Genomic DNA, 25770 nt, shown 5'->3' with positions numbered 1-25770 from the left:
GCTTGCATCTTCTGGATATTCCCTACGATGAAGAGGGAGAGTTTCTTTCCCGCCCCAATCGGTTTCTGGTGCGGGTCCTCCTTAAGGGGCGGGAGGAAGAGGCCCACCTGCATGATCCGGGAAGGCTTCCCGATCTAGTCCAGCCTGGAAGGCCTCTAGCCCTGCGCTATGCCGCTCGGCCGGGAAGGCGCACCCGCTGGGATGTGCTTGCGGTGCGGATTTGCGGTTATTGGTGTTTCTGCCATTCCGGCTATCATCGCCGGGTGGCAGCCAACCTTCTTTTCTTGAAAAGACCTTTTGGAGAATTTTCGGATTTCGAGGCCGAGCCCCGGGCAGGGCAGGGGAGACTGGATTTTAAGTTGGAGACTTTCGGTGGCCCTCTGTGGCTTGAAGTCAAAGGGGTGACCTGGGCTCGAGGGAGAACGGCCCTTTTTCCCGACGCCCCTACCGAGCGCGGTCTGCGACACCTTCAAACCTTGAGAAGTTTCCTGCGAGAGGGCCAACGCGCCGGGCTCCTTTTTCTGGTCTTTCGGAAGGAGGCCGAAGAGGTCCGTCCGGCCGAAGAGATTCAGCCAGCCTTTGCCCAAGCCCTCCGGGAGGCCCTTTCGGAAGGGCTTGAAGCCCGGGCCTTCGTCCTCACCTATGACGGCCGAGGAATCTTTTTGGCTCGGGAGATCCCGGTAAGGGCCTAAAAATAGGGTCTTCCCCAGAGGGTCTCCCGCACCTCGGCTAGGGTTTGCGAAGCCACTTCCCGGGCCCGGCGGTTCCCTTCGGTCATGATCTCCTCGAGCAGGCCCTTTCGGGACTCTAGCCTAGCCCGTCTTTCCCGAATAGGACGTAAGGCCTCTAGCACCCGCTCGGCCAGTTCCTGCTTACAGTCCTTACAGCCTAGGAGGGCCCTTTTACAGTCGGCTATGATCTCGGCCAGGCGTTCCGGCGGGGTGTAAAGCCGGATGAGCTGAAAGGCCACACAGCGGTTTTCCGGATCTCCGGGATCGCTTTTACGGGGCCGGGCCGTATCCGTAACCATAGAAAGGACTTTGCGGCGGACCTCCTCTTCGGAATCATTTAAAAAGATGGCGTTGCCGTAGCTTTTGCTCATCTTGCGCCCATCGATTCCCGGAACCTTGGCCGCTTCTTGGGAAAGAAGGGGCTCCGGCAAAGCGAAAAAGTCCTCCCCGTAGAAATAATTGAAACGCCGGGCAATCTCCCGGGTGAGTTCCAGATGGGGCAATTGATCCACTCCCACGGGGACCTTGCGGGCCCGGTAGATGAGAATGTCTGCAGCCTGAAGGACCGGATACCCCAGAAAACCGTAAGTGGAAAGGTCCTTGTGCTCGAGATTCTGAAGCATGTCTTTGTAGGTGGGATTGCGCTCCAGCCAGGAGACCGGAACGATCATCCCGAAAAGGAGGTAGAGCTCAGCGTGTTCCTTGATGGCTGATTGGACAAAAAGGACACTCTTTTGAGGATCGAGGCCTACGGAAAGCCACTCCAGGAGAAGTTCCCGGGTGAAATCCGGGATACGTCGCGGATTCTCGTACTCTGTGGTCAGGGCGTGCCAGTCGGCTACGAAGTAAAAACATTCGTATTTTTCCTGAAGTTCAAGCCAGTTGCGCAAGACTCCGTGGAGATGTCCCAGATGGAGAGGACCGGTGGGTCGCATCCCACTTAAGACCCTTTCGCGCATGACTGCTAACCTCCCAGAAGAACGTGTGAGAGTCCGAAGATCAGGGGGAGTATAATTTTCCCCACTACGCCTGTAAAGATGAGAAGGACCAGGAGGAAAAGTCCCACAAATTCGTAGCGCAAGTAAGGGTAGGCTAGGGAAGGGGGAAGGATCCCGGCGAGCACCCGGCTTCCGTCGAGCGGGGGCACGGGAAGGAGATTAAAAAGACCGAGCCCCAGGTTGATCCTCACTCCCAGGACCAGCATGATCTCCAGGCTTCGGGGAAGAAGCGGAGCCAGGGCCCGATAGAGGAGGGCCAGGGCCAGGGCCAGGAGAAAGTTGGCCAGGGGACCGGCCAGCCCTACCCACATCATGTCCCGCCGGGGATGGCGAAAATAATAAGGATTCACCGGGACAGGTCGGGCCCAGCCGATGGCCTGGGTAAAAATGAGAACCAGGGTCCCTAGGGGATCCAGGTGTTTCAAGGGGTTCAAGGTTAGGCGTCCGGCGGCCTTGGCCGTGGGATCCCCCAGGCGCCAGGCCACCCATCCGTGGGCCACTTCGTGAAAGACGATGGCCGCAAGAAGGGGAGGAGCGATAATCAAAAGCCCTAAAAGATCCGGAAACCTCATCTCTCTTGAGCCTCTTTAAGGAGCTGGTGGACCAGATTCAGCTCATCATCCCGGGTTTTGACCCTTCCGTCAAGGCGGGCTAAAAGCAGGGCCTCCAACAGGCGCCCCACCAAGGGGCCCGGAGAAAGGCCCCACTCCTGCAGAAGGTCTTTTCCGGAAAGGAAGGGGCGTATCTTGCGCTGCCGAAGGTGTTCGAGGGCCAAGGCCGTCTTTCCGGTCTCCCAGGCCGCCGCAACCAGGACCTCGGCCGAGAAGGCCCGTAGACGGAGAAAGATCTCCGAGGGAGAAAGCCCGGGGGGCATTTGGGAAAGGGTGCTTCTGGCCCGAGTAAATTCCTCGGCATAACGGTGGGCCTCTTCCGGAGAAAGTCCCAGGCGAGAGGCCTTCTCGGGGTTTCCGTGGGTGAGGGTCAGGATGAGGGCCTTGAGGGCCCTTTCCGGAGAGAGTTCTCCCAGAAGATCCCGGGGGAAGGCCGCCGGAGGGGGTGGAAGTTCCAGGCTGAGCCAGAGACCGGCTTCTTCGAGACACCCCAGGACTTGCCCCGGAGAGGGCTCGGAAAGGAGTCGCGCCAGTTCGGCCCGGATGCGGGCCGGAGTGAGAAGAAGGGGGCTTTCCCGAAGATAGGCCTGGCCCAGGGCTTCCGAGGTCTGGCGGTGGAAGCGCCATCCGAAACGTACCGCGTAACGGGCTCCGCGAAAGATCCGCGTAGGGTCGTCCACGAAGGAATTCCGATGAAGCACCCGCAGGAACCCCGCCCGGAGATCGGCCAGGCCTTCAAAGGGGTCGAGCAATTTTCCTTGCCAAGGGCCAGAGAGCCCTACGGCCAGAGCGTTGGCCGTAAAATCGCGCCGGGAAAGGTCTTCGAGAATTCCTGCCGGGCTCACCTGGGGAAGGGCCGCCGGGGCCGGATAAACCTCCCGGCGAGCCAGGGCCACGTCCACCTCTCCGCCAGCATAGCGGATCTTATAAGTGTTGAAGGGCGTGGGGCCGGTAAGTTTTCCCCGGAGGCTCCGGCTTAGGCGACGGGCCAACGGTCCCGGGTCTCCCTCCACCACCAGGTCCAGGTCCTTGAGGGGACGTCCGAGGAAGAAGTCCCTTACCGGTCCTCCTACGAGATACACGGAAAGCCCTAGGGCCCTTCCGATCTCTCCGGCTAGGAGCAGAACTTCCGCCTTATCCGTAGCTAGGAGCAGCTTTTTGAAGGGAAAGGGTTTAACCGCGGGGGTGATGTCTTTCATGGATGCGCCGGAGGTTCTGGAGGTCCAAGTGGGTGTAGATCTGGGTGGTGGCCAGGCTGGCGTGTCCCAGCATGAGTTGCACGGCCCGGAGATCGGCCCCCCCTTCCAGAAGATGGGTGGCAAAGGAGTGACGGAGCACATGGGGAGAGATAGGGGTCTTAAGGCCGGCCTGGCGGGCGTATTCCCGGATGATTTGCCAGAAGCGCTGTCGGGTGAGGGGGCGTCCCTGCCGATTGAGGAAGACGTAAGGGCTCTCCCGGCCGGAAAGGAGTCGGGGCCGCGCCTCCCGGAGATATCTTTCGAGCCAGTCCCGGGCCACCTCTCCCAGAGGAACCACCCTTTCCCGGGCCCCTTTGCCCGTAACCCGCACGAAACCCACCTCCAGGTTGAGCTGGGCCAGGGTGAGGCCCACCAGTTCCGAGACCCTCAGTCCCGTGGCGTAAAGGGTCTCCAGCATGGCCCGATCCCGGAGCCCCTGAGGGGTGGAAGGGTCCGGGGCGGCGAGCAGGCGCTCTACCTCCTCGGCGGTAAGGACCTTGGGAAGATCCCTTCCGGTCTTAGGCCCCTCTACCAGGAAAAGAGGGTTTTTCTTGACCAGCCCTTCGAGTTCCAGGAAGCGATAAAAGGTCCTCAAGGCCGAAAGCTTGCGAGCTACACTCCGGGGAGAAAGCCCCCGGTGATAAAGCTCTTCCAAAAAAAGACGCACCACCTCCGGACCAATCTCCCGGGGGTCAAGTCCTTTCTGGTGAAGGAAGGTCTCGAAGTCTTGCAGATCCCGAGCATAGGCGGCCAGCGTGTTTTCGGAAAGGCCCTTTTCCAGGGCCAGATGGGAAAGGAAGCCTTCAAGCAGGGTCTTCACGTCCCCATCTCCGAGAGGATTTTTTCGGCACAGGTCTTAATGCGCGGGCTTTCGGAGATCAGGGTAAGGCTGCGCACCTTGGCTATAAAACCCTGCCTCTCCAGGGGTGACTTTTCTCCAGCCTGAGCCTTCAGGTCCTCCAAGGCCTGACACACCAGCTCCTCATCTTCGGCCTCCAGGAGAAGGAGTAGGGTGTTCCAGTCTTCCGGGAGACCGTAATTTTCCACATACTCCCGGGCCACCCGGGTAAAGCGTTTGGTACCGTAAGCATTTTTGAGCTTTTTCAAGGCCTTTTCGTGCTCCGGGGAGCCCTTTTTCCCGGAAAAGAGCTTCTCCACTTCCTTGAGATACTTTCCCTTAAGCCAGCTGGAGCGCTCGATGGTCTTTCCCGGACTTTCTTTTTCCTGCTTTTCCCTTACTCGGGCGTAGCCGCTTCGGTCCCGCCGGCGATCCAGCTCGCGCCAGGAAGGCCGCCGGCGATCGTAAAGCTCGTCGTCATAATCGTCAAAGGCTACACTCATGGCCACCTCCTAAGGCAGTCCACCTGATAGATTTTTTCGGCTGGAAGTTCTATGGCCGTAAGTTTTCCCCCATAGACACAGCCGGTATCTATCCCCAGGCGGTCGGAGAGGATCAGGGGTTCCGGGAAAGGAGTGTGCCCAAAAACGATCTTTTTGGGAAAGGTCCCGGGATAATAATAGAAGCCCTCCCGGATCCAGAGGAGGTCTTCTTCCTCCTGAGCGGAGAGCGGTCGCTCCGGACGCACCCCGGCATGGACAAAAAAATAGTCCTCGGTTTCATAGAAGAGGGGACGTTTTTCCATGAAAATCCGGTATTTTTCCGGGACCTCAAGCCGCCCCTTGCGGAAAAAGTCGCGCAGGGTGCGGTCTCCACCATTGTAAAGGAAGACCTCGGGCTCTATGCCCTGGAGATACCGCAGGAACATCCATTCGTGGTTGCCCATGAGGGCGATGACTCGCTCGGGATACCTTTCACAAAGCTCCATCACCATCTCTAGGGCCCGCCGAGGCTCTGGTCCTCGGTCTATGTAGTCTCCCAAAAAGATCAGGCGATCGCTTTCCCAATCGAGGGGAAGCTTTTCCAGCAGTTTTTTCAGGGCCTCGGCACAGCCGTGAATATCGCCTACGGCAAAAATCCTCATCGTATAAAGGGCCAGCGCGCTCGCCGATCGTCAAGTCTTTTAAGACCCACTTCCTCGGCTATGCGCAGGGCCTCCTCGTACTCCTCCGGCCGAAGTCTCCGGTCCAGGGGAGGATACTTCCACGCGTCTCCGCAAGGATGATATTGATCCATGATGTTTACATAGGTGTTAGGGGAGATCTCCCGGGCAATGAAGGAAAGGACCCCCCGGGTGCCGGAAAGGCCCCCGGGAAGGACCAGGTGTCGCACCAGGAGTCCGCGCACGGCAATCCCGTCACGGATCACCAAGTCTCCCACCTGACGGTGCATTTCTTTGAGGGCCGCCTTGGCCACCTCCGGGTAATTGGTAACTTTGGAAAGCCTCAGAGCCACCTTGGCGTCGGCATATTTGAAATCCGGCATGTAGATGTCTATAAGGCCCTCAAGAAGCCGCAGGGTCTCCACACTCTCGTAACCCCCACAGTTATAGACCAGGGGGAGGCGCAGCCCCTGCTCCGCGGCGATCTTTAAGGCCTCCACGATGAAAGGGACCTGGTGGGTGGGGGTCACCAGATTGATATTGTGACACCCCCGGGCCTGGAGGAGGAGCATGATCCGGGCCAGTTCCTCTACGGAGATCTCCTCCCCCTCTCCGAGGTGGCTTATTTCCCAGTTCTGGCAGTAGACGCAGGCCATATTACAGTAGGTAAAAAAGATGGTCCCTGAGCCTCCGAAGCCCACCAGCGGGGCCTCCTCTCCAAAATGAGGACCGAAACTGGAGACCATGGGACGGTCTCCCACCCGACAGATCCCCCTTTCCCCACCCAGGCGGTCCACTCCGCATTCGTTAGGACAGAGCCGGCAGGGGCTCAAGCGATCGTAAAGGGCCCGGATACGCTCTTCGATTTCTCCGGAATCTACCAGTTTGAGATAAGAGGGCTCAAACACCTAAAAACTCCGCCCAGTGCCGGATTTCCGGAGGGGCCTTAAGGGCACGCTTGAGTTTAAGATAGCAACCGGTACAGGCCGTGGCAAGGGTAAGGGGTCTAATTTCCGCAAGGGCCTTCCGGAAGGGCCGGGGAAGCTCGGCGCGGAGGAGCTCTTCGGGGCTTGCGGCTCCGCAACAGGCCGAAATTTGGGGAAGGTCCGGAACCGCCAGCGGCTCCTCCATATGACAGGGAAGATGCAGGGCCCCGGCAGAAGGGCCCCTTAAAAGGGGCCGGTTGTCGGAGACAAATTGCCAGGCTTCGGTCACTCTTTGGGAGAGTTTTTCGGCGGTTTCCTCCAGCTCGGTATCCGCAAAAAGGAGGGGATAGAGTTTCTTGAGGGTCCAGAAGCAGGAGGCACAGAGGGTGACCAGAGGCCCGGGGATATCTTTAAGGGCCTCTAAGGTCTTGCGCGCCCGGAAGAAAAAGGTCTCTAGTCCCCCCAGGGAAAGATAGGGCAGTCCGCAGCAGAGGGCCGGACTGATTCCCGGCGAAAATCCCCGGCCTTCAAGGAAGGTCTGATAGCGGGCCAAGGCCTCCGGATAGAGAAAGGCAGCCCCGCAGGAGAGAAAGAGGACAGGGTCTCCCGGTCGGGGGAAAAAGCGGGAGGGTGAGGGAAGGGAAAGGAAAGACAGGAGTTTTCCCAGAAGGGGAAAGCCTTTTTCCTCCAAGGCCACGGTCCGGGCCAGAGGGACCTCGTTGGGGCAGATCCTTTCACATCTTCCGCAGCGCAGGCAGCGTTTAAGGGATTTCCGGTCCGGGAGCCCGGCCTCCAATAGGGCTACCCGGCCTCGGGGAGAAAATCTTTCCAGCCGGGTTTCCAGATAGGTGGGGCAGACGGAAAGACAGCGTCCGCAGCGACTGCAGAGGGAAAGCTCAGGCTTTTTCATCCTGGGAGACGAACTGATCCAGCCACCAGGAGGCCCAGTCGGTCTCCAGCAGGGCCTCTGCCAGCCGGCGGCCTTCTTCGGTTTTGAGTCTTCTTTTGGCGTAGGCCAGCCAGCGCGGAGCGTAGGGGTTTCCCAGGTCTCGCTGTTCCTTGAGCATGACCATGAGGTCCAGTTGATCGGCATCGTGGGCCAGACGGGCCTCAAGGCTCTCCTGGGCCAGGTATTCCTCGATCAGGGCCAGGGCTTCCTTTTCAAAAGGAAGGCCGGAGAGGGCCTCTCTGAAGGCCCGGACCTCGTCCACTTGATCGTAAAGCTTGTTTACTGAATTGAGGTCTCCGATACGGGCCTCCGCTAGGTCATGGAGGATGGCCATACGGATGACCTTATCCGAGTTGGCCTCCGGGACCAGGCTGGCCAAGAGCCAGGCGCAGAAGACCACCCCGAAGCTATGCTCCGCCACGCTTTCGGAGCCTGTACCCAGATAGGCATAACCCGTACGCTTGAGGCGTTTGAGCATGGCGGCTTCAAAGAGGGCTTTAGCCAGACGGTGATAGGCACCCATGGTCTTCCCTCTTTAACTCCCTTTCCCACTTTGACAAGCCCTCCTTCAAAAATTAGGATCCGATCCTATTTTTGAAGAGCCTTTCAAGGAGGCAAAAAGGGCCTATTTAGCCCTAAACTAAGGTTTATTCCGCATAGACTAAAAAGAAAATGGGATCCGATCCTATTTTTTGAGGGGGCGGAGGAAGTAGGGGTGGGCGGAGGGGGCTTGGGAGAGGGCCCCTCCGAAGGCCCAGGCCTGGGACTCGAAAAGGTCTCGGAAATCCGGGCCCAGGCCTCCCAAGACCTCCAAAGCCAGGCTGTTGGCCGAAGGCCAGGCCCGATCCAGGCTTTCCTTAGGACGAACAAAAAGAAGATCCGTTTCCTCACAGGAAAAGAAACCACCGCTTTCCGGATCCCAGAACCGCCTGTGGGAAAGCTCCATCAGGGCTCGGGCCTCTCCCAGATAAGAGTCTTCCCTGGTGATTTCGTAAAGGACAAGGGCGGCCCGGGCCAGACGTACGTAGTCTTCAAGGTGTCCGGGATGGCCCCGGCGCCCCTCAAAGAGGACCCGCGAGAGGCTCTCCGGGCCCCAAAAGACTTCCCGAAGTCTCCGGTAAAGATCTCGGGCCCGAGAAAGGATTTCCGGGGCCTCAAGCTCTTGGCCTATGCGGGCCAGAGCGGCGACGGCCAAGGCGTTTTCTCCACAGAGGATCTTGGTATCCACCCGGGGTCGGGGACGCCTTTGCCTGTATTCTCGAAGGGCCTTTTTGATGGGCTCGAGGTCTTTTTGAGGGAATTCCCTTAACTGGGGAAGGGAGGGCTCGGAGCGGAGGCCAAAGGTTTCCACCAGGAGAGGACCTTTTTCAGGAAGGGCGGAAAGGATCTCCGGGGCGCGAAAAAGATAGTAAGCCCCTTCTCCTTCCGGGCTTTCGGCGTCCTGAGCCGTGTAAAAAAGACCCTCCGGGGAGGAAAGTTCTCCAAAGAGGTAGTCCAGGGTCTCCCGGGCTACGGTCTCGAAGAAAGGATTTTCGAAGAGCCGGGAGGCCTCGGCGTAAATTTCGGCCAGCTGCACCTGATCGTAGAGCATCTTCTCGTAATGCGGGTTCTGCCAGGCCCGATCTGTGGTGTAGCGGAAAAAGCCCCCTCCCACATGGTCGTAAAGCCCGTAAAGGGACATGGCCTCAAGGGTTTTGGTCAGCATGGCCCGGGCCTCCGGGGAACTCTCCCGAGCCAGATCCAGAAGAAAATAAAGCACCGGGGCACTGGGGAACTTGGCCCCTTTCCCGAAGCCTCCGTATTGGGGATCGAAACTTTCCTTGAGTTCGTGAAGGGCTCTGGCGGTAAGGCCTTCAGGTTCCACCTCCCCCGGAAGATTCCGCAAGGCCCTCCGGGTAAGGGCGGCCACCTCCCGAGCCGCCTCCTCAAGCCTCTGAGGGCACTCCCGCCAGAGGCGAGCTATCTTTTCCACCAGATCCAGAAAGATCGGCCGCGGGGCATAGGTGAGAAAATAAAAGGGGAGTCCTTCCGGGGTGGCGAAAAGATTGAGGGGCCAGCCCCCGGAGCCGTGAACCAGGGTGCAGGCCGTAAGATAAACCTCGTCTACCGCAGGATCAAGCTCCCGGTCTACCTTGACCGGGACAAAGTAGCGGTTTAAGGCCTCCCCCACCTCCTCGGAAACAAAATTTTCCCGGGACATCTCGTGACACCAGTGGCAGGTGGCGTAGCCGATGGAGATAAAAAGGGGCTTTCCTTCCTTTTGGGCCCGCAAAAAGGCCTCCTGGCCCCAGGGATACCATTCTACCGGCTGGGAGGCATGGTCCCGGAGATAAGGAGAAAGGGCTTTTCGCAGACGATAACCTTTTTCCATTAAAAACTATCTTAATTCCTTTCTTGCCAGGAGCCAATCCTTTATGGTATGAGGAAAAACATCTAAGGCGAAGACATTCTGGTTGGGGAGGAAAGGATGAAGCCCAATGCGGCCGATTATTACGCGCGGGAAGATCTGGAGGCTCTTCAACTCCGGCGGTTGAAGGAGACGGTAGCCCGGGTCTATCATCTGGTCACCTTTTATCGGCACAAATTCGAGGAGGCCGGAATCAAGCCCGAGGACATACGCTCTCTGGAAGATCTGAGGCGCCTTCCCTTTACCGTAAAGCAGGATCTCCGGGATCACTATCCTTTCGGGCTGCTGGCGGTGCCTCTGGAGCAGGTGGTGCGTATCCATTCCTCCTCCGGAACCACGGGAAAGCCCACGGTGGTGGCCTATACCGAGCACGACATGCGGGTCTGGACCGAGGTCATGATGCGCACCCTGCTTATGGGCCGGGTGGGTCCCGGAGATGTGGTGCACAACGCCTACGGTTACGGGCTTTTTACCGGGGGACTCGGCTTTCACTACGGGGCAGAGGCCCTGGGAGCGGCCGTAGTCCCCTCCAGTGTGGGCTTTACCAAGCGACAGCTCATGCTTATGCGCGACTTTAGGGCCACCGTCCTCTGCTGCACCCCTTCTTATGCCCTGCATTTGGCCGAGGTAGCCCAGGAAGAGGGGCTGGACCCCCAGAAGGATTTTCGTCTCCGAGCAGGGTTCTTCGGGGCCGAGCCGGCCTCCCCCGGCCTGCGTCAGGCGGTCTCCGAGGTGTGGGGCCTCAAATATTTTGAATGTTATGGCCTTTCGGAGATTATCGGGCCCGGAGTGGCCGCCTCCTGCGAATACGGAGAACTCCACATCTTTGAGGATCATTTTCTCCCGGAGATCATCCATCCGGAGACCGGGGAGGTGCTTCCTGAAGGGGAGGAGGGAGAGCTGGTCTTTACCACCCTCACCAAGCAGGCTCTGCCTCTCATTCGCTATCGGACCCGGGATATTTCCCGACTCTACCGCGAACCTTGCCGTTGCGGACGTACCATCCTGCGCATGGGTAGGGTGGTGGGACGCACCGACGATATGCTCATTGTCTCCGGAGTAAATGTCTTCCCTTCCCAGGTGGAGCACGTACTCACCAAGGTGGAAGGCCTTACTCCCAATTACGTGATCGTGGTGGACAAGAAGGGGGTACTTGATGTGCTGGAGGTTTGGGTGGAGGTGGACGAGCGGATCTTCACCGGGGACCTGGGATCTCTGGAAAACCTAAAACACAAACTGGAAGAAGAGTTGGCCAACCACCTCTTCCTGCGGGCCCGGGTCAAGCTGGTGGAGCCCAAGACCCTAGAGCGCTCCATGGGTAAGGCCAAGCGGGTGATTGATCGGAGGGAACTTGAAGAAAAACTGGGGAGGTAAAAACCCATGCGTAGTCAATACGCCATAAAACAGCTTTCCGTTTTTCTAGAAAACCGCAAGGGTCGCCTCAAAGAACTTACGGAAATTCTCTATCAGGCAGGGGTAAACATCCGGGCCCTGGCCCTGGCCGAGAGCGCGGAGTTCGGAATCCTGCGCCTGGTGGTGGACAATCCGGAAAAGGCCCGCAGTGTCCTTTCCAAGGCCGGCTTTACCGTAAAGGAACAGGAAGTCTTCGCCGTGGAAGTGGAGGATCGCCCCGGAGGCTTTTATCAGGTGGTAAAACTCTTGGCCGAAGCGGATATCAATATCGACTATACTTATGCCTTTGTGGGGGGAGGGGAGAAGGCCATCCTTATTTTCAAGGTGCCGGACGAAGATCTGGAACGGGCCATGGAGGTGGTGGCCCGGGGAGGGATCCGGCTGGTGGAACCCATCTTTTTCTATTCCTCTTAAGGCTTCTGCCCGATCAGCTTCAGGAATTCCTCCTCGTTGATCATCTTGAGCCCCAGGGCTCGGGCTCGATCGTACTTGGAGCCCGGGTTCTCCCCCACCACTACATAGTCCACGTTCCGGGAAACCGAAGAGGCTACCCGGCCTCCCAGGGCTTGCACGCGCCGTTTGGCTTCCTCCCGGGTCATACTCTTCAAGGCCCCGGTGAAGACGAAGGTTTTGCCCTCCAAGGGTTTTTCGGCCGGGGCCTCTTCGGCCTCCTCTTCGAAGGTAATTCCAGCCTGAAGGAGCTTTTCCAGGGTCTTGAGATTCCTCTCGTTGCGGAACCACTCCCAGACCGAACGAGCCGCCTCTGGGCCGATCCCCGGGACACTTAGAAGATCGGCCATAGAAGCCTTTTTGATGGCCTCCAGGCTCTTGAAGTGCTTGGCCAGGAGTTGGGCGGCCACTTCTCCCACATGCCGGATGCCCAGGGCGTAGAGAAAGCGGGCCAAGGTGGTCTTTTTAGAACGCTGAATAGCCTCGTAAAGGTTGCGGGCCTTTTTCAGGGCAAAGCCCGGAAGCTGCAAGAGGTCTTCCACTTTGAGATAATAGAGATCCCCCACATCCTGGACCAGACCGCGGTCCACCAGGGCCTCGGCCACCTTGGTGCCCAGCCCTTCGATATCCATGGCCCCCCGGCTGGCAAAGTGTAAGATATGGCGGACGAGCTGGCCGTAACAGCCCCGGTTGGGGCAGCGCCAGACCGCCTCTCCAGGCTTGCGCACCAGCTTGGTTCCACAGACCGGACAGACCTCCGGCATCTTGAAGGGTTTTTCGTTTCCGGTCCGGCGTTCCTTGATGACCATGACAATCTCGGGAATGACCTCGCCGGCCCGCTGCACCAGGACCCAGTCTCCAATACGCACGTCCTTGCGCCGGATCTCGTCCTCGTTATGGAGGGTGGCCCGGGAGACGATCACCCCGCCCACCTGCACGGGCTTGAGGATGGCCACCGGGGTTACCGCCCCGGTACGCCCTACCTGGACAATAATATCCAGCACCTGGGTGGTCACCTGAGTGGGGGGGAACTTATAGGCCAGGGCGTAGCGGGGGCTGCGGGCCTTGGTCCCCAGCTTTTCCCAGAGGGAAAGATCGTTGACTTTGATCACGATACCGTCGATCTCATAGGGAAGGCTTTCCCGGATCTTTTCCATCTCGTGGTGATAAGCGATGGCCTCCCGAATGTTTTTGACCAGCCGTACATAGGGGTTGACCTTGAGCCCCCATTTAGGAAGGGTCTGCAGAATCTCCCACTGGGTCTTGAATTCGTAACCCTCCACCCGACCTACGCCGTAAAAGTAAATGTCCAGCGGGCGCTGAGCCGTCACATTGGGGTCGAGCTGGCGCAGGGAGCCTGCGGCTGCGTTGCGAGGGTTGGCGAAAGGAGGCTCTCCCCGGGAAAGCCTTTCTTCGTTAAGCTTTTTAAAGTCCTCTTTTTTCATGAAGACCTCCCCCCGGGCCTCGAGAAGCCGCGGGATGGGGAGCCCGTCGGTGGAAAAAAGCCTCAAGGGGATGCTCTTGATGGTCTTGAGGTTGTTGGTCACATCCTCTCCCTGGTAGCCGTCGCCCCGAGTGGAGCCCACGGTGAATTTTCCGTCCTCATAGACCAGCTCTACCGCAAGCCCGTCCATTTTAGGCTCTACGGTGTACTCGATATCCTGATCTTCCGGAAGATTGAGAAATCGTTTCACCCGCCGGTCGAAATCCAGGACCTCTTCCTCACTGAAGGCGTCGTCCAGGGAAAGCATGGGGATGGCGTGGGGCACCGTTCGGAACTCTTTGGCCGGAGGATAACCCACCCGCTGGGTGGGAGAGTCCGGGGTGACCAGCTCCGGATATTTCGCTTCCAGTTCTTTGAGCTCTCGCATGAGGGCATCATATTCCGCATCCGAAATGACCGGGGAATCCAGTACGTAGTAGCGATAATTGTGGTATTCTATCTCTTCCCGAAGCTTTTTGACCCTTTCGATGACCTCCGGCGGGATCTCTCGTTTTTCGGCCATAGCCCCCCTCCCTTTGTAGCTCCTCGACTAAATTATAAGTCTTTTTCGGGCCGAAGAACCTCTAAAGATAAAACCAGGGGCATACCGTTACCCCTTCCCGCTCCAGGGACCTTTCGCCGGCGTAAATGAAGAGGCTCCGGGGGACTTTTCTTCCGGCCAGTTTGCAGTAATAGAGAAGGTTTCGGAGATGTTCCCGGGTTATGGTTTGAGAGTATTTGACCTCCGCCGGAAGAAGCCTTGTTCCCAAATCCAGGAGAAAGTCCACCTCATGTCCTGTTCGGTCGCGCCAGAAATAAAGGGGAGGCTCTTCTCCCCGATGGGCAAAAGCCTTATACAGTTCGGCAAAGACAAAATTTTCAAAAATAGCTCCTCGGAGGGGATGGAGGTGGAGATCCTCCGGAGTCCGGATCCCCAGGAGATAACAGAGCAGTCCGGTGTCGTAAAAATAGAGTTTGGGAGACTTGATAAGCCTTTTAGAAAAATTCTCGTGGTGGGGAGGGAGGAGATAGACTACGAAGGCGGCCTGGAGTACCGAAAGCCACCTGCGGGCGGTGGTGTGAGAAATCCCGGCCTCCGAGGCCAGGGAAGAGAGGTTCAGGATTTGTCCGGCTCGACCGGCACAAAGGCGCACGAACTTCTGAAAGGCCTCGAGGTTTCCCAGGTTGAGGAGTTCGCGCACGTCTCGTTCCACATAGGCCACATAATAGGAGGCCAGCCATTGCCGGGCCGGGACTTCCCGGACATGCACCGGTGGATAAAACCCTTTAAAAAGGATTTCTTCCAAGGAAAAGGGGGGAGCGGAGAGCTTTAGGGCTTCTTTTCCTAGGTTTTCTGGATCAAGGGGTGGCAACTCTCGAAGTTCGCGAAGACTGAAGGGCAGAAGGGTCAAAAAAACGGTCCTTCCGGCCAGGCTTTGCGTAATATTTTTCAGAAGCTGGAAGCGGCCCGAACCGGTAAAAACAAAACGTCCCGGAGAGGGATCTTCATCCAAGAGGGGTTGAAGATAGGAAAGGAGCTCCGGGACCCTCTGAACCTCATCAAAGATCACCTTTTCAGGATAAAGGGCCAGGAATCCCCGGGGATCCTCCCGGGCAAAGGTCCGATTTTCGGGATCTTCCAGGTTGACATAAGTATAATCTGGAAGGGTCTTGCGGACCAAAGTGGTCTTTCCAGACTGGCGCGGACCGATGACCGTGACCGAAGGGAAATATTTTAAGGATTCCCGTAACTTTTCTTCCAAAAAACGCCTTTTAAAAGGATAGGATTCCGGGACCATTTGGACTATTTGAACATATTATATTCAATCTGTCAAATAATGAAATTTTGATGCTTCCGGGGGTGGTCCAACCGTGGTAGCTTGGGGCGCTGAGGGATACGGTGAATAGGGTCATCTTTTCTCTTTTATGTCTGGCCAGTTTTTTGGGGGAGCTTCGCTCCCGGAGGCGGAGGCTTTTCTGGAAAAAGACCGGGCGAGGGCTTCCTCGAGGAGGGCCTTCCTCCGTATGGTTCCATACCCTTTCGGTGGGAGAGGTGTCCGGAGCCGGGGCCCTGGCCCTGGCGGTCAAGGAACAGTTCCCCCACTTGCGGGTAGTGCTTACCGTGGCTACTTCTGCGGGCTACGAGGCGGCCCGGGAGCGGTTGGGAGGACGCCTGGAGGTCTATCCCGGGCCTCTTCTCTGTTCGCGGGTCCTTGAGCGTTATTTTCAGGCCCTCTCTCCTCGACTTTTCGTGCTGGTGGAAAGCGACCTCTGGCCCAACTTTCTTTACTATCTAAGGGACAAGGGGGTGCCCCTTCTCTTGGTCAACGCCGCCCTTTCGGAGCGCTCCCGCCGGCGTCTGGCGCGCCTGCCGCGTCTGGCTCGCTGGCTTTACCGGCCTTTCAGGGTTCTGGCCGCGGCCAGCCCTGAGGACCAGGCTCGCCTGAGCAGTCTCCTTCCGGAGGCCTCTGTTCTTTACCTGGGAAACCTAAAATACGATTTTCCGCCCCCGAGGGCGGAGGAGGTGGAGGGCCTGAGGCAGGAACTTTCCCCTTATCTCCGCCCTCCAACAGTAGTGGCCGGCTCCACCCATCCCGGGGAAGAGATCCTTCTTCTTGAGGCCTTTCGCCTTTTAGGCCGGGGCACTCTTATCCTCTGTCCTCGGCATCCCGAAAGGGCCGAAGAGCTCTTGGCCCTGGCCCGGGCCGCCGGGTTTTCGGCGGCCCGGCGTTCTCGTCCCTTTCCGGCCCCGGTTATAGTGGTGGATACTTTGGGAGAGTTGCGGGCCCTTTACGGCTTGGCCGAGGTGGCTTTAGTGGGGGGGACCCTGGTTCCGGTGGGCGGACACAACCTCCTTGAGCCTGCAGCCTTAGGGGTTCCGTTGGTCTTCGGGCCCTATGTAGAGAGTGTGGCCTCGGTGGCTCGGGAGCTTGTGGCCTCCGGGGGCGGTCTTCCGGCCCCTCCAGAACCTGCAGCCCTGGCCCGGGCCCTAGAGAAGGCGCTTTCCGAAAGACAGTCCCGGGGAGAGGCCGCCCGAGCGGTCTATCAAACCCATCAGGGAGCCGTAGAACGTTACCTGAGACTCTTTGCCCAATTTTTGTAAGGAGGAAGGGATGTCCGAAAAAGAGGCTTTGAGGATTGCGGAGTTTATGCGCCAGCACGATCAGGTAGCCGTCTGGCTGGGGGTGGAGATCCTGGAGGTCCGGCCGGGGTATGCCCGCCTGGCCATGACCGTGCGGGAGGATATGCTGAACGCCGCCGGAGTGTGTCAGGGAGGGGTGACCTTTTCTCTGGCCGATTTTGCCTTCGCTGTGGCCGCAAACAGCCACGGGCGTGTGGCCCTGGCGGTTTCGGCTCAGATCTATTATCCGTCTGCGGCTCGACTTGGCGATCGGCTGGTGGCCGAAGCCCGGGAGATCAATCTTACCGAAAAGGCCGGTATCTATGAAGTGGAGGTCCGGCGGGAGGAGGGTCCCCTGGTGGCCTTCTTCACCGGGCAGGTGGTCCGGAGGCCGGATTCCTTCCCCCTTCCTTAAGGGTGTCGTACGGCCAAGGCCAAAAAGCGGTCTCCTTCCCGAAAAAGGAGCCGCTTTCTTTCCAGGTCTTCCAGAAAGGACCGGAGTCTTTCGGCTGGAAGGTGGGAGAAGCGACTTTGTAGGGCCTCGAAAGGGCGGGGTTCGGTGAGGAAAAGATAGATCTCTCGGGAGGGGCCGCGCAGGCGATGGTGCAGAACGCGTCCCTGGGGAAGGACCTGGCGCAGGAGGAGGAAATCCCCTCCCTCCCGGTAGGTGAGAAGGGGCCCGTGCCTGGCCCGCAATTCTTCCCAGGTCTTCTTCCAGGCCCGGACCTTCTCGACCACCGGACGCCAGAGGGCCAGTTGCCGGCGCCGATCTCCCTCATAACCCAGGGCCAGCACCCGGAGACTTTTCAGGATCTCCGAAGGAAAGAGATACCGGTAGTATGGGTGGGGATAGATCCGACGTAGTCCAAAATCCTGGGGCCTTTGGGCTACCGGACTTCCGTAGCCTAGCCAGAAGGAGACCGTGGTGAGGGGGCGGAAGGGAAAGACATAGTCCAGATTTCTCAGGGTCTCTTCCACCTCTTCGGGGGTAGAACCCGGAAAGTGGCAGATGAGATTGGCCGAAAGCTCCAGGCCGGCTTCTTCGCAGTGTCTCATGGCCGCCACATTGTCTATGGCCGTGGTGCCCTTGCCTAAGCGCTTGAGGAGGCTGGTGGAAAGGGCCTCCACCCCGATCTGTACCCAATAAAGGCCCCCACGGCGCATACGTCGGTATTCCTCGGCGGTGTATATGGCCCGCAATTCGGCAAAGATGCGGTAATCTCGTCCGTCTTTGGCCAGCTCTTCAAAGAGGGTCAGAGCCTGACGACGGTCCAGACAGTTGTCCATAAAGGCCAGATCCAGGAGCCCGGCCCGGGCGTGCCGCCGAATATCGGAAAGGACCGCCGCCAGGGGACGCAGGCGGTAGCCGCACCACTGAAGATTCAGATTGCAGAAGTGGCACTTTCCCCACCAGCACCCCCGGGAGGCCTCAAGAGGGATCACCGGGAAAAATCGGGCCTCCGGAGGAAGATTCTGCAGTTCCGCAAAATAGTCATCGTAAACGGGAGAGGGGATCTCCTCCGGGGAAAGTTCTTCCTGACCTTCCCCCACCACCTTTCCCCCCCGGCGCAGGAAGATCCCCGGTCCTTCCGGGGAGCGTCCCGCAGAAAGGGCGGCCAGAAGACGGGCCAGGGGCCTTTCTCCTTCCCCCTGGATCACAAAATCCAGAAATTCGAAGTTTTCGAGGAGAGAACGGCCCAGGTTCCCCGCACAAAGGGCCCCTCCCAGGACGATCCTCAGATGGGGAAAGTATTCCTTGAGAAGACGGGCCGCCCAGAGAGAAAGGGTAAGCTGGTTGAGACAGACGGAAAAACCCACTACTTGATATTCCTTCCAGGGGATAGCCAGGAGGTATTCCCTAAGGGTTTCTTCAAGAAGGCCAAGACCCTCGTTATAGTTTAGGGAAAGGCCCTCCTTCCGGGCCAGGCGTCTGAAGAGTCTTTCGGCCTCCTTTTGCTTTTCAGGAAAGAGAAGCCCTGCCCCCAGGGCTTCACAGAGCCAGGAGGAGTCACAGAGTGCGTGATAGACCTCGTAGCCCAGGTGATAGGCTACCTGCAGGTAAGGATAGAAGGTGCGGACCTCGATCCCAGAAATCCTGCGGAGATAGCCCTTGAGGACCCCCAGCTGGATGGCCGGGCGGTTAAAAAGTGGCCAGGGAAGGGCGATGAGGGCTACTTTCATCGGCGAAACCCCTTGTTTCCCCAAAGGAGATGACCTATGTTAGGCTAAGTATAAAGGAGGAGGGCTATGGCCGAAAGAAGGGAACTTTCTCCGCAGGAGTTACGGCTTACGGTACGTCCGGAAGAACTGGGGGTAAAGTCTTCGGAGGATCTATTGACCGAGGAACCGGCCCCCATCATGGCCCAGGAGCGGGCTATTTCGGCCCTTTCTCTGGGGCTGCGTCTGGAAGACCCCGATGTGCATATCTATGTGGCTGGAGAGGTGGAACAGGGGGTGACCTATCTCACCCGGGTCCTTACCGAGGAGGAGGCCCGACGCCGGCCCCGGCCTTCGGACTGGTGCTATGTCTACAATTTTGAGGACCCGGATCGGCCCCTTCCCCTGGAGCTTCCTGCAGGCCGGGGGCGGGAATTCAAGAAGGATATGGAAAATCTCATTCGGATCCTGCGGGAGCGCCTGCCCGAGGCCTTTGAGGATGAACGTTACGTCCAGAAAAAAGAGGCCATCCTCAAAGAATTCAATAAACAGCGGGCCCAGATCTTTGAGGCCCTAGAGCAGAAGGTCAAGGCCGAGGGATTCATCCTCAATGTGGAGCCCATGGGAATGATGATCATCCCGGCCAAACCCGACGGCACCCCCATGACTCCGCAGGACGTCCAAAACCTCCCCGAGGAGGAGAAGGAACGCCTCAAGGCCAAGAGCCGGGAGCTCCAGCAGGAGATGAACGCTACCGTGCGGCAGATTCAAAAGCTGGAGAAGGATCTCCATGAGGCCCTGAAAAATCTCGACCGGGAAGTGGCCTCCCAGGTCATTGAGACCCATCTCCAGGACCTCCGGCACAAGTACGCGGCCTATACTCCGGTGGTGGAGTATCTGGAGGCCGTGGCCCGGGACATCCTGGAACACCTAGACGAATTTCGTCAGGCCCAGGCCGGACCTCAGCCTCCCTTCTCCATGCCCATGCCCCCGCGGGAGCCCATCTTCCTGCGCTACGAGGTCAACCTCTTTGTGGATCATTCCGAGACCCAGGGGGCCCCGGTGGTCTTCGAGTCCAATCCCACCTATCCCCGGCTTTTCGGGGCCATTGAGCGTAAGGCCCAGTTTGGGGCCCTTCTTACCGATTTCACCATGCTTCGGGCCGGAAGTCTTCACCGGGCCAATGACGGATTTCTTATTGTCCGAGCCCTGGACCTCTTGCGAAACTTTTACTGTTGGGAAACTCTCAAGCGCATCATCAAGAGCCGCAAGATCTTCCTGGAGGATCTCGGGGAACAGTTGGGGCTCTTTACCACCAAGACTCTGCGTCCCAAACCCATCCCTTTTCGAGCCAAGGTCATTCTCATCGGAGATCTCTTTCTCTATCACCTCCTTTACACCTATGACGAGGGTTTTCGGGAACTTTTCAAGATTAAGGCCCCGCTTGAGGAGTGGGTGGATCGCACCGAGGAACGCACCCGGGAATTTCTACGTACGGTGGCCCTTATGGTCAAACGCAAAGGGCTTCTTCCGGTCTCGGCCGACGGACTGGCCTGGCTGGTAGAGTATTCCTGCGAGCTTGCGGGCCGCAAGGACAAACTTACCCTTAAACTTCCGGAGATCTTTGATACCCTCCGGGAGGCAGACTTCTGGGCCCGGCAAGCTGGCTCCCTCTATATCACCGCCGAACACCTGGAAAAGGCCAAGGAAGAAAGACGGCGTCGGCTCTCCCTTCTCGAGGACCGCATCCAGGAGTTCATTCTTAAGGATCTCATCCGGATCCGGACCACGGGAGAGGAGGTGGGAAGCATTAACGGTCTTTCCGTTTACGATCTGGGGGATTACCGCTTCGGCCGCCCCACGCGCATCACGGTCAATGTCTCTCTGGGCAAGGAAGGGGTGATCAATATCGAAAGAGAGGCCGAACTTTCGGGAAAGATCCACACCAAGGGCGTGATGATTCTTTCGGGTTTTCTCCGGGAACGCTTCGTGCAGGACAAACCCCTTACCCTTTCGGCCACCCTGTGTTTCGAGCAGAGCTACGGCATGGTGGAGGGGGATTCGGCCTCCAGTGCGGAACTCTTTGCTCTTCTTTCGGCCCTCTCCGGGGTACCCATCAAACAGGGCATTGCGGTTACCGGTTCCGTAAGTCAGAAAGGGGAGATCCAGCCGGTGGGGGGAGTGAACGAAAAGATCGAGGGCTTTTTCCGGGTCTGTGCCGAGCGGGGGCTCACCGGGCAGCAGGGGGTTATCATCCCCGAGGCCAACGTAGACGACCTCATGTTACCGAAAGAAGTGGTGGAGGCCGTGGAAAAGGACCTCTTTCACATCTGGCCCATCCGCCGGGTGGAAGAAGGAATAGAGATCCTTACCGGAAGGCCCGCCGGGGAGCCCGGCCCGGACGGCCGCTACCCGGAGGGTACGGTCTTTTATCTGGTGGACCAGCGCCTGCGGGAGCTGGCCGAACGGGCCCGGGAATTTGCCAAGGAAAAGGAAAAAAGCTAGACCTACTCTCCCAGCTTGGGGGTTTTGCCCTTGTGCCAGGCGTAGACAATGGGGCTGGCCACAAAAACCGAACTGTAAGTCCCTACGATCACCCCCAGGAAAAGGGCCAGGGCAAAGTCCCTCAGGACCACCCCTCCGAAAAGGAGAATGGCCAGAATGGCCAGGAGGGTGGTCAGGCTGGTGATAATGGTCCGGGCCAGCATCTCGTTTACACTACGATTGATGATTCCATGAAAAGGCGTTCTTTCGCCGAGTTTGCGGATGTTTTCCCGGATGCGGTCGAAGATAACCACGGTATCGGTGAGGGAGTATCCCGCTAGCGTAAGGAGCGCGGTCACCAGAAGGAGGGAGATCTCCCGGTTCAGAAGATAAAAGATTCCCAGCACCGCCAGCACATCGTGAAAGGTGGCCGCAGCTGCGGCTACCCCGAAGCTGAGCTTGAAGCGGAAGGCCAGATAGAGGATGAAACCGGCCAGAGAGATCAGGATGGCGACTATGGCCTTGCGTTTGAGTTCCCGGCTGATGGCGGACCCGATTTCCTCCTTGCCCACCAGTTTGAAACCGGCCTGAGGGAATTTGGAAGAAAGGATCTGGGAAATGGTCTTCTCCGTGGCCCCTACGGTTTCGGACTTCTTCCGGACCCGCACCAGGAGGAGATTTTGTCCTTTGACGTCCTGGAGCTGGACCTTGAGGCCGGCCTCGGAAAGGGCCTGGCGCACTTCGTCCAGCTTGAAGGGTTTTTCGGCCTTATAGTAGGCCAAAAGCCCTCCGGCGAAATCCACCCCCAGGTTGGCCGCGCCCCTGGAGATCTGGACGAAGGCTACCAGCCCCAGTAGCACCAACACCCCGGAAAGAGCAAAGCAAAAGCGCCGCACCCCCATGAAATCGAGGTTAGGCTGGCCCACGATCTGGAGGAAGTTGAGGGAGGGCACCCGTCCCCGGCTGATAAGGGCATCGTAGACCAGGCGGGTGCCAAAGATGGCGGTAAAGAGATTGATTACGATACCGGCCGAAAGGGTTACGGCAAAACCCTTGATGGGCCCGGTTCCGAAAAGAAAGAGGGCCAGGGCCGTAATGAGGGTGGTTACGTGGGCGTCCACAATGGTCCAGAAGGCCCGATCGTAGCCGGCATTGATAGCCCCCCGCGGGGGACGTCCCAGGAGGAGTTCCTCACGCATACGTTCGAAGATGAGGACATTGGAGTCCACGCCCATGCCCATGGTGAGGATAATTCCGGCAATGCCCGGGAGGGTAAGGGTGGCCCGAAAGAGGCTCAGGACCGCAAGGAGGTAGAGCACGTTGAGGATGAGGGCTACGTCCGCCACCAGTCCCGAAAATCGGTAATAGATGATCATGAAAAGGAGAACCGCCGCCCCGCCGATGAGGCTGGCCATCAGGCCCCGCCGGATGGAATCCCGGCCCAAGGTGGGCCCCACGGTGATATTCTGGATAACCTTCACCGGGGCGGGAAGGGCTCCGGCCCGCAGGACGATGGCCAGGTCCGAGGCCTCCTCGTAAGTAAAGCCTCCGGTAATCTGGGCCTGACCGCCCGGGATGCGTTCCCGAATTACCGGAGCCGAACGCACCACGTTATCCAACACGATGGCCAACCGCCGTCCCACGTTCTCCGCGGTTACCCGCTCAAAGATCCGAGCCCCCCTGGAATTCAAGGTCAGGGAGACATAAGGCTCGTTGTAAGGCCCTCCAATGCGTACATGAGCGGTCTTGACCATATCTCCGGTAAGAAGGGCTCGTCTTTTGAGGATAATAAGGCGTTTTATGGTCCGTCCCGTCTCTCGGTCACGAGTCACCCAGAAATAGACCTCGTCTCCGGGAGGAAGATAGGGACGGAGGAGCCGGTTGAGGTCTTCCCGGGTGTAGTCGGGCTTGAGGCGCCCCTCGGCCAGGGCCTTGTCGATCAGCCGATAATAAAAATCCAGCTTGCGCATGGCCTCTTCGTCCACCAGCTTGAACTCCAGTTGGGCGGTCTGACCGATGAGTTTGAGGGCCCTTTGAGGATCCTTTACCCCTGGCAACTCCACCACGATCTGGTCCTTGCCCTGGCGCACAATTACCGGTTCGGTGACTCCGAACTGGTCCACCCGGTTACGGATGACCTCCAGACTCTGCTCCACCGCATGTTCGCGGATGAAACGCACCCGGTCCGGGGCCAGGGTCACGGTAAGGGTCTTGGAGGCTTCATCCTGGGCGGAAAGCTTGAGTTCCGGATATTCCCGTTCAATAAGGTCCCGGGCCCGAACCAGATCCTTGACCGAGGCGAATTTCAGGACAAAGCCCTGGGGAGTCTCCTGCAGGACCACGCGAAGGCCCCGCTTTCCTAAGGCCTCCCGCAGATCCTGGACCGAGGCGTTGAGGGCGTTGCGGATGGCCTTGTCCACATCCACCTTAAGGACCACATGCATCCCGCCCTGAAGGTCAAGTCCTAGCTTGAGCCGAGCCCCGTAGACATAGCGTTTGAACCAGGCCGGAAGACCGGAATAAAAGGAAGGAAGCACCAGAATGACCGAAAAGACCGTAAGGAGAACCACCAGCGCGATCTTGAGTTTGAGAGCCCGGGGCATGCTGAACCTCCTCTCCCAAAAAGTCTTTTCTCTCCTAGCTCAAAAAGTCTCCCTTGGCAAGTTTAGGAAAGGCAGAGACCATTTTTCAGGGTCAGGAGATCTTTCTGGAGGAGATCCAAAAAGGAAAGCCCTCGATCTTCCGGCCACACCGGAAGACCGGGATTTATTTTGAGAACCCGGATCCCTTCTTTCCGGAAAAGAGGGACGTAGCGCTGGAAGGCCGGGTCCAGCAAAAAGACCGCGGGAAGTCGTTTTCGACGCGCCAGAGTCAGAGCCCGGGAAAGGTCCCCGGGCAGGACTTCGCTTTCCGGATGCGGGCCGGCCAGAGAGACCACCTTCAACGAGGTCCCCTTTAAGAGTTCCTCCAGGGCCGCATGCCCCAGGACCAGGACCGTACGGGATCTACAAAGGGAAAGCTCCTTTTTAAGGGCCTCAAGCCTTGCCATCCGCGCCAGGAGTTTTCTCTTGCGGGATTCAATTTCGCCCTTCCGGGCGGGACAAAGGAGAGAAAGCCTTGCGGAAAGCCTTTCGATGAAGTTTCGAAGGCGCGCCAGGTCTAGCCAGAGGTGGGGATTTTTAAAGGGACCCTCGGCCAGAAGAAGTTTTTTTTCCGGAGATAGACTTCGGGGAAGCCAGGTCTCATAACCCACGGCGAGCACCAGATCGCTCTCTCGGAGAGTCCTCAAGGCCTCCCAGCGAGGTTCAAAGTGATGAGGATCGGCCCCAGGGGGGAGGAGAAGCCTTATATCTTCCTCTGGGGCCAACTCTCGAGCCAGATCGTAAAGGGGATAGATGGTGGCCGTAAGACGCAAGGCTGCGGCGGAAGAGACCAGGTTCCAGAAAAGAAAAAGTAGAAAGAACGTCCGAGGCATGACTGTAACGGTATCTCAGGCTTCAGGCCAGATGACTAAAACCTGTCCGGGACGGATGACGTTTGAGTCCAGGCTGTTCCAACGCTTGAGTTTTTCTATGGGAACCCCGAAACGGCGCGAGATCTTCCAGAGGGTATCCCCCCGGCGTACGCGATAATAGGTGGCGGAAGAGACCCCTTTTCGGGACTGGGCTACATAGAAGCTGGCCTGTTCCCGATAAGGGATGACCAGGACCTGGCCGGCCCGGAGAAAACTCCCCCGCAGATCGTTGGCCCGTCGGAGGACCCGCAGGGGAACCTTGTAGTAGGAAGCTATTTTGAGGAGGGTGTCTCCCCGGCGCACGCGATAGCGCAGGGCCCGACGATGATAGACAAAGCGGACCCGGGAGAGGTATTCCCGGGCCATTCGGGCGGTGCCAAAGGGGACCCTTACGGGATAAGAAGAATAGGGCGGGGTTTTGGCCCGGCGCAGTTCCGGATTGAGCCAGCGGATGGTCTCGAAATCCACCCCGGCCGCCAGGGCCACCATGCGTAAATCCGTCCCCCCGGGGACCTTCACCACCTCGTAGTCGAGTGGGGGGTCCGGGGTGATGTAAAAGCCAAACTTTTCGGGATTCTTCACAATAATCAGGGCCGCCAACCATTTGGGAAGATAATTCTTGGTCTCCCGGCGTAGATAGCGATAGCGGCAGAGTTCCCAATAGTCACGGGTGCGGTAGCGGAGGATGGCCCGGGTGATCTTGCCTTCTCCGGCGTTATAGGCCGCACAGGCCAGACGCCAGTCTCCAAAGATGCTGTAAAGGTCGGAAAGATAAAGGGCTGCGGCCCGAGTGGCCTTTTCCGGATCGCGCCTTTCATCTATCCAGTAGTCGATGCGCAGTCCGTATTTGCGGGCCGTACTTCTCATGAATTGCCAAATACCGCAGGCCCCGGCCCGAGAATAGGCAAAGGGATTGAAGCCGCTTTCGATCATGGCCAGATAGGCCAAGTCTTCCGGTAAACCTTCCTGGCGAAAGGTGGCCTTGATTAAAGGGAGATAACGCCCGGAGCGTTTAAGCCAGAGCTCAAACATATCCCGTCTTTTGACCGAAAAATACTTTACGAAGTATTTGACCTGCTCGTTCAAGTTGGAGGGAAAATTTTCCGAGACGATTTCTTCAGGAAGAAGATCCAGATGTTCTTCTATAATATTTTCGTCATTAAAATCTTCCCCTAGAGAAAAGCTCTTCTGCTCGAAGGCCTTGGATAAACCAGAGAAACAAAAAGTAAAGATTAATAAAAGGAGAGTAATCGTCCTGATCATATCGATGACTTGGATAGCAGATCTC

22 protein-coding genes are annotated in these 25770 nt (G+C 58.2%); 6 read left to right on the top strand and 16 right to left on the bottom strand.

Translation table 11 applies throughout. The features are described 5' to 3' along the window. The first annotated feature begins 2 nt into the window (after positions 1-2). A complete protein-coding gene (sfsA, locus tag FVE67_RS00615; protein ID WP_168718746.1) occupies positions 3-692 on the top strand; it encodes a DNA/RNA nuclease SfsA in 690 nt (229 codons plus the stop codon). Here sfsA and trpS read toward each other — a convergent pair. The 10 genes from trpS to FVE67_RS00565 all read right to left on the bottom strand — a co-directional run bounded on the left by trpS (position 689) and on the right by FVE67_RS00565 (position 9824). Further along, the gene (trpS, locus tag FVE67_RS00610) at positions 689-1690 is read right to left on the bottom strand and encodes a tryptophan--tRNA ligase (protein ID WP_168718745.1); all 1002 of its coding nucleotides are present in this window, start codon (positions 1688-1690) and stop codon (positions 689-691) included. The genes sfsA and trpS overlap by 4 nt on opposite strands. Positions 1691-1695: 5 nt before the next feature. After that, positions 1696-2301 carry a site-2 protease family protein gene (locus tag FVE67_RS00605; protein ID WP_168718744.1) on the bottom strand — a complete coding sequence of 202 codons (606 nt, stop codon included), beginning with the start codon at positions 2299-2301 and terminating at the stop codon, positions 1696-1698. Continuing rightward, positions 2298-3539, bottom strand: a complete 1242-nt coding sequence (locus FVE67_RS00600; protein WP_168718743.1) for a CCA tRNA nucleotidyltransferase — start codon at positions 3537-3539, stop codon at positions 2298-2300. The genes FVE67_RS00605 and FVE67_RS00600 overlap by 4 nt, the downstream gene beginning before the upstream one ends. Next, on the bottom strand, positions 3514-4398 hold the full coding sequence (gene xerD, locus FVE67_RS00595; RefSeq protein ID WP_168718742.1) for a site-specific tyrosine recombinase XerD: 885 nt from the start codon (positions 4396-4398) through the stop codon (positions 3514-3516). The genes FVE67_RS00600 and xerD overlap by 26 nt, the downstream gene beginning before the upstream one ends. Next, a complete protein-coding gene (locus FVE67_RS00590; RefSeq protein ID WP_168718741.1) occupies positions 4395-4919 on the bottom strand; it encodes a hypothetical protein in 525 nt (174 codons plus the stop codon). Before FVE67_RS00590 ends, xerD begins: the two co-directional genes overlap by 4 nt. Next, positions 4916-5560, bottom strand: coding sequence for a metallophosphoesterase family protein (locus FVE67_RS00585; protein ID WP_168718740.1), 645 nt, complete (start codon positions 5558-5560; stop codon positions 4916-4918). The genes FVE67_RS00590 and FVE67_RS00585 overlap by 4 nt, the downstream gene beginning before the upstream one ends. Beyond that, the gene (locus FVE67_RS00580; protein WP_168718739.1) at positions 5557-6486 is read right to left on the bottom strand and encodes a radical SAM protein; all 930 of its coding nucleotides are present in this window, start codon (positions 6484-6486) and stop codon (positions 5557-5559) included. Before FVE67_RS00580 ends, FVE67_RS00585 begins: the two co-directional genes overlap by 4 nt. Then, positions 6479-7414 carry a (Fe-S)-binding protein gene (locus tag FVE67_RS00575; protein ID WP_168718738.1) on the bottom strand — a complete coding sequence of 312 codons (936 nt, stop codon included), beginning with the start codon at positions 7412-7414 and terminating at the stop codon, positions 6479-6481. Before FVE67_RS00575 ends, FVE67_RS00580 begins: the two co-directional genes overlap by 8 nt. Beyond that, positions 7401-7976, bottom strand: coding sequence for an HD domain-containing protein (locus tag FVE67_RS00570; RefSeq protein ID WP_168718737.1), 576 nt, complete (start codon positions 7974-7976; stop codon positions 7401-7403). Before FVE67_RS00570 ends, FVE67_RS00575 begins: the two co-directional genes overlap by 14 nt. Before the next feature lie 162 nt (positions 7977-8138). Then, entirely contained in the window at positions 8139-9824 is a 1686-nt protein-coding gene (locus tag FVE67_RS00565) for a thioredoxin domain-containing protein (protein WP_168718736.1), read from the bottom strand. Positions 9825-9920: 96 nt separating this feature from the next. Between FVE67_RS00565 and FVE67_RS00560 the strand changes: the two genes are divergently transcribed. Beyond that, positions 9921-11234 carry a phenylacetate--CoA ligase family protein gene (locus tag FVE67_RS00560; RefSeq protein WP_168718735.1) on the top strand — a complete coding sequence of 438 codons (1314 nt, stop codon included), beginning with the start codon at positions 9921-9923 and terminating at the stop codon, positions 11232-11234. A 6-nt stretch (positions 11235-11240) separates the two neighbouring features. Continuing rightward, entirely contained in the window at positions 11241-11687 is a 447-nt protein-coding gene (locus FVE67_RS00555; protein WP_168718734.1) for an ACT domain-containing protein, read from the top strand. On the opposite strand, the gene ligA is transcribed toward FVE67_RS00555, so the two are convergent. Together ligA and FVE67_RS00545 are read right to left on the bottom strand one after the other, a co-directional pair. Next, positions 11684-13729, bottom strand: a complete 2046-nt coding sequence (gene ligA, locus FVE67_RS00550; protein WP_168718733.1) for an NAD-dependent DNA ligase LigA — start codon at positions 13727-13729, stop codon at positions 11684-11686. The two genes, FVE67_RS00555 and ligA, sit on opposite strands and share 4 nt — an antisense overlap. Positions 13730-13790: 61 nt before the next feature. After that, entirely contained in the window at positions 13791-15005 is a 1215-nt protein-coding gene (locus FVE67_RS00545; protein ID WP_168718732.1) for an ATP-binding protein, read from the bottom strand. A 101-nt stretch (positions 15006-15106) separates the two neighbouring features. Here FVE67_RS00545 and FVE67_RS00540 point away from each other — a divergent pair, with 101 nt between their 5' ends. Further along, positions 15107-16309, top strand: coding sequence for a 3-deoxy-D-manno-octulosonic acid transferase (locus FVE67_RS00540; RefSeq protein WP_168718731.1), 1203 nt, complete (start codon positions 15107-15109; stop codon positions 16307-16309). A 10-nt stretch (positions 16310-16319) separates the two neighbouring features. Beyond that, on the top strand, positions 16320-16742 hold the full coding sequence (gene paaI, locus FVE67_RS00535; RefSeq protein WP_168718730.1) for a hydroxyphenylacetyl-CoA thioesterase PaaI: 423 nt from the start codon (positions 16320-16322) through the stop codon (positions 16740-16742). Here the strand turns inward: paaI and FVE67_RS00530 are convergent. After that, complete coding sequence (locus FVE67_RS00530; RefSeq protein ID WP_168718729.1) at positions 16739-18508, bottom strand: RiPP maturation radical SAM C-methyltransferase; 1770 nt, start codon at positions 18506-18508, stop codon at positions 16739-16741. The genes paaI and FVE67_RS00530 overlap by 4 nt on opposite strands. 66 nt (positions 18509-18574) lie before the next feature. On the opposite strand from FVE67_RS00530, the gene FVE67_RS00525 reads away from it, so the two are divergent. Further along, the gene (locus FVE67_RS00525) at positions 18575-20989 is read left to right on the top strand and encodes a Lon protease family protein (RefSeq protein ID WP_168718728.1); all 2415 of its coding nucleotides are present in this window, start codon (positions 18575-18577) and stop codon (positions 20987-20989) included. A 2-nt stretch (positions 20990-20991) separates the two neighbouring features. On the opposite strand, the gene secD is transcribed toward FVE67_RS00525, so the two are convergent. The 3 genes from secD to FVE67_RS00510 form a co-directional block, all read right to left on the bottom strand. Then, entirely contained in the window at positions 20992-23571 is a 2580-nt protein-coding gene (secD, locus tag FVE67_RS00520) for a protein translocase subunit SecD (RefSeq protein ID WP_168718727.1), read from the bottom strand. Positions 23572-23633: 62 nt separating this feature from the next. Then, positions 23634-24443: a metal ABC transporter substrate-binding protein gene (locus tag FVE67_RS00515; RefSeq protein ID WP_168718726.1), complete on the bottom strand. Its 810-nt coding sequence runs from the start codon at positions 24441-24443 to the stop codon at positions 23634-23636. 15 nt (positions 24444-24458) lie between these two features. Then, positions 24459-25745, bottom strand: a complete 1287-nt coding sequence (locus tag FVE67_RS00510; protein WP_168718725.1) for a lytic transglycosylase domain-containing protein — start codon at positions 25743-25745, stop codon at positions 24459-24461. Positions 25746-25770: the final 25 nt, after the last annotated feature.

It is taken from the genome of Thermosulfurimonas marina (assembly GCF_012317585.1).
Classification (GTDB): domain Bacteria; phylum Desulfobacterota; class Thermodesulfobacteria; order Thermodesulfobacteriales; family Thermodesulfobacteriaceae; genus Thermosulfurimonas_A; species Thermosulfurimonas_A marina.
The sequence above is the reverse complement of the archived record's forward strand: the minus strand, read 5'-3'. Positions and strand labels throughout refer to the sequence as shown.

What these genes read in the sequence shown, in the direction of transcription:
- FVE67_RS00555 (WP_168718734.1), top strand. Translation starts at nt 11,241, where the DNA reads ATGCGTAGTCAATACGCCATAAAACAGCTTTCCGTTTTTCTAGAAAAC.
- FVE67_RS00585 (WP_168718740.1), bottom strand. Translation starts at nt 5,560, where the DNA reads ATGAGGATTTTTGCCGTAGGCGATATTCACGGCTGTGCCGAGGCCCTG.
- FVE67_RS00510 (WP_168718725.1), bottom strand. Translation starts at nt 25,745, where the DNA reads ATGATCAGGACGATTACTCTCCTTTTATTAATCTTTACTTTTTGTTTC.
- FVE67_RS00600 (WP_168718743.1), bottom strand. Translation starts at nt 3,539, where the DNA reads ATGAAAGACATCACCCCCGCGGTTAAACCCTTTCCCTTCAAAAAGCTG.
- FVE67_RS00545 (WP_168718732.1), bottom strand. Translation starts at nt 15,005, where the DNA reads ATGGTCCCGGAATCCTATCCTTTTAAAAGGCGTTTTTTGGAAGAAAAG.
- paaI (WP_168718730.1), top strand. Translation starts at nt 16,320, where the DNA reads ATGTCCGAAAAAGAGGCTTTGAGGATTGCGGAGTTTATGCGCCAGCAC.
- FVE67_RS00575 (WP_168718738.1), bottom strand. Translation starts at nt 7,414, where the DNA reads ATGAAAAAGCCTGAGCTTTCCCTCTGCAGTCGCTGCGGACGCTGTCTT.
- secD (WP_168718727.1), bottom strand. Translation starts at nt 23,571, where the DNA reads ATGCCCCGGGCTCTCAAACTCAAGATCGCGCTGGTGGTTCTCCTTACG.
- ligA (WP_168718733.1), bottom strand. Translation starts at nt 13,729, where the DNA reads ATGGCCGAAAAACGAGAGATCCCGCCGGAGGTCATCGAAAGGGTCAAA.
- FVE67_RS00570 (WP_168718737.1), bottom strand. Translation starts at nt 7,976, where the DNA reads ATGGGTGCCTATCACCGTCTGGCTAAAGCCCTCTTTGAAGCCGCCATG.
- FVE67_RS00525 (WP_168718728.1), top strand. Translation starts at nt 18,575, where the DNA reads ATGGCCGAAAGAAGGGAACTTTCTCCGCAGGAGTTACGGCTTACGGTA.
- FVE67_RS00590 (WP_168718741.1), bottom strand. Translation starts at nt 4,919, where the DNA reads ATGAGTGTAGCCTTTGACGATTATGACGACGAGCTTTACGATCGCCGG.
- trpS (WP_168718745.1), bottom strand. Translation starts at nt 1,690, where the DNA reads ATGCGCGAAAGGGTCTTAAGTGGGATGCGACCCACCGGTCCTCTCCAT.
- FVE67_RS00530 (WP_168718729.1), bottom strand. Translation starts at nt 18,508, where the DNA reads ATGAAAGTAGCCCTCATCGCCCTTCCCTGGCCACTTTTTAACCGCCCG.
- FVE67_RS00605 (WP_168718744.1), bottom strand. Translation starts at nt 2,301, where the DNA reads ATGAGGTTTCCGGATCTTTTAGGGCTTTTGATTATCGCTCCTCCCCTT.
- FVE67_RS00565 (WP_168718736.1), bottom strand. Translation starts at nt 9,824, where the DNA reads ATGGAAAAAGGTTATCGTCTGCGAAAAGCCCTTTCTCCTTATCTCCGG.
- FVE67_RS00515 (WP_168718726.1), bottom strand. Translation starts at nt 24,443, where the DNA reads ATGCCTCGGACGTTCTTTCTACTTTTTCTTTTCTGGAACCTGGTCTCT.
- FVE67_RS00560 (WP_168718735.1), top strand. Translation starts at nt 9,921, where the DNA reads ATGAAGCCCAATGCGGCCGATTATTACGCGCGGGAAGATCTGGAGGCT.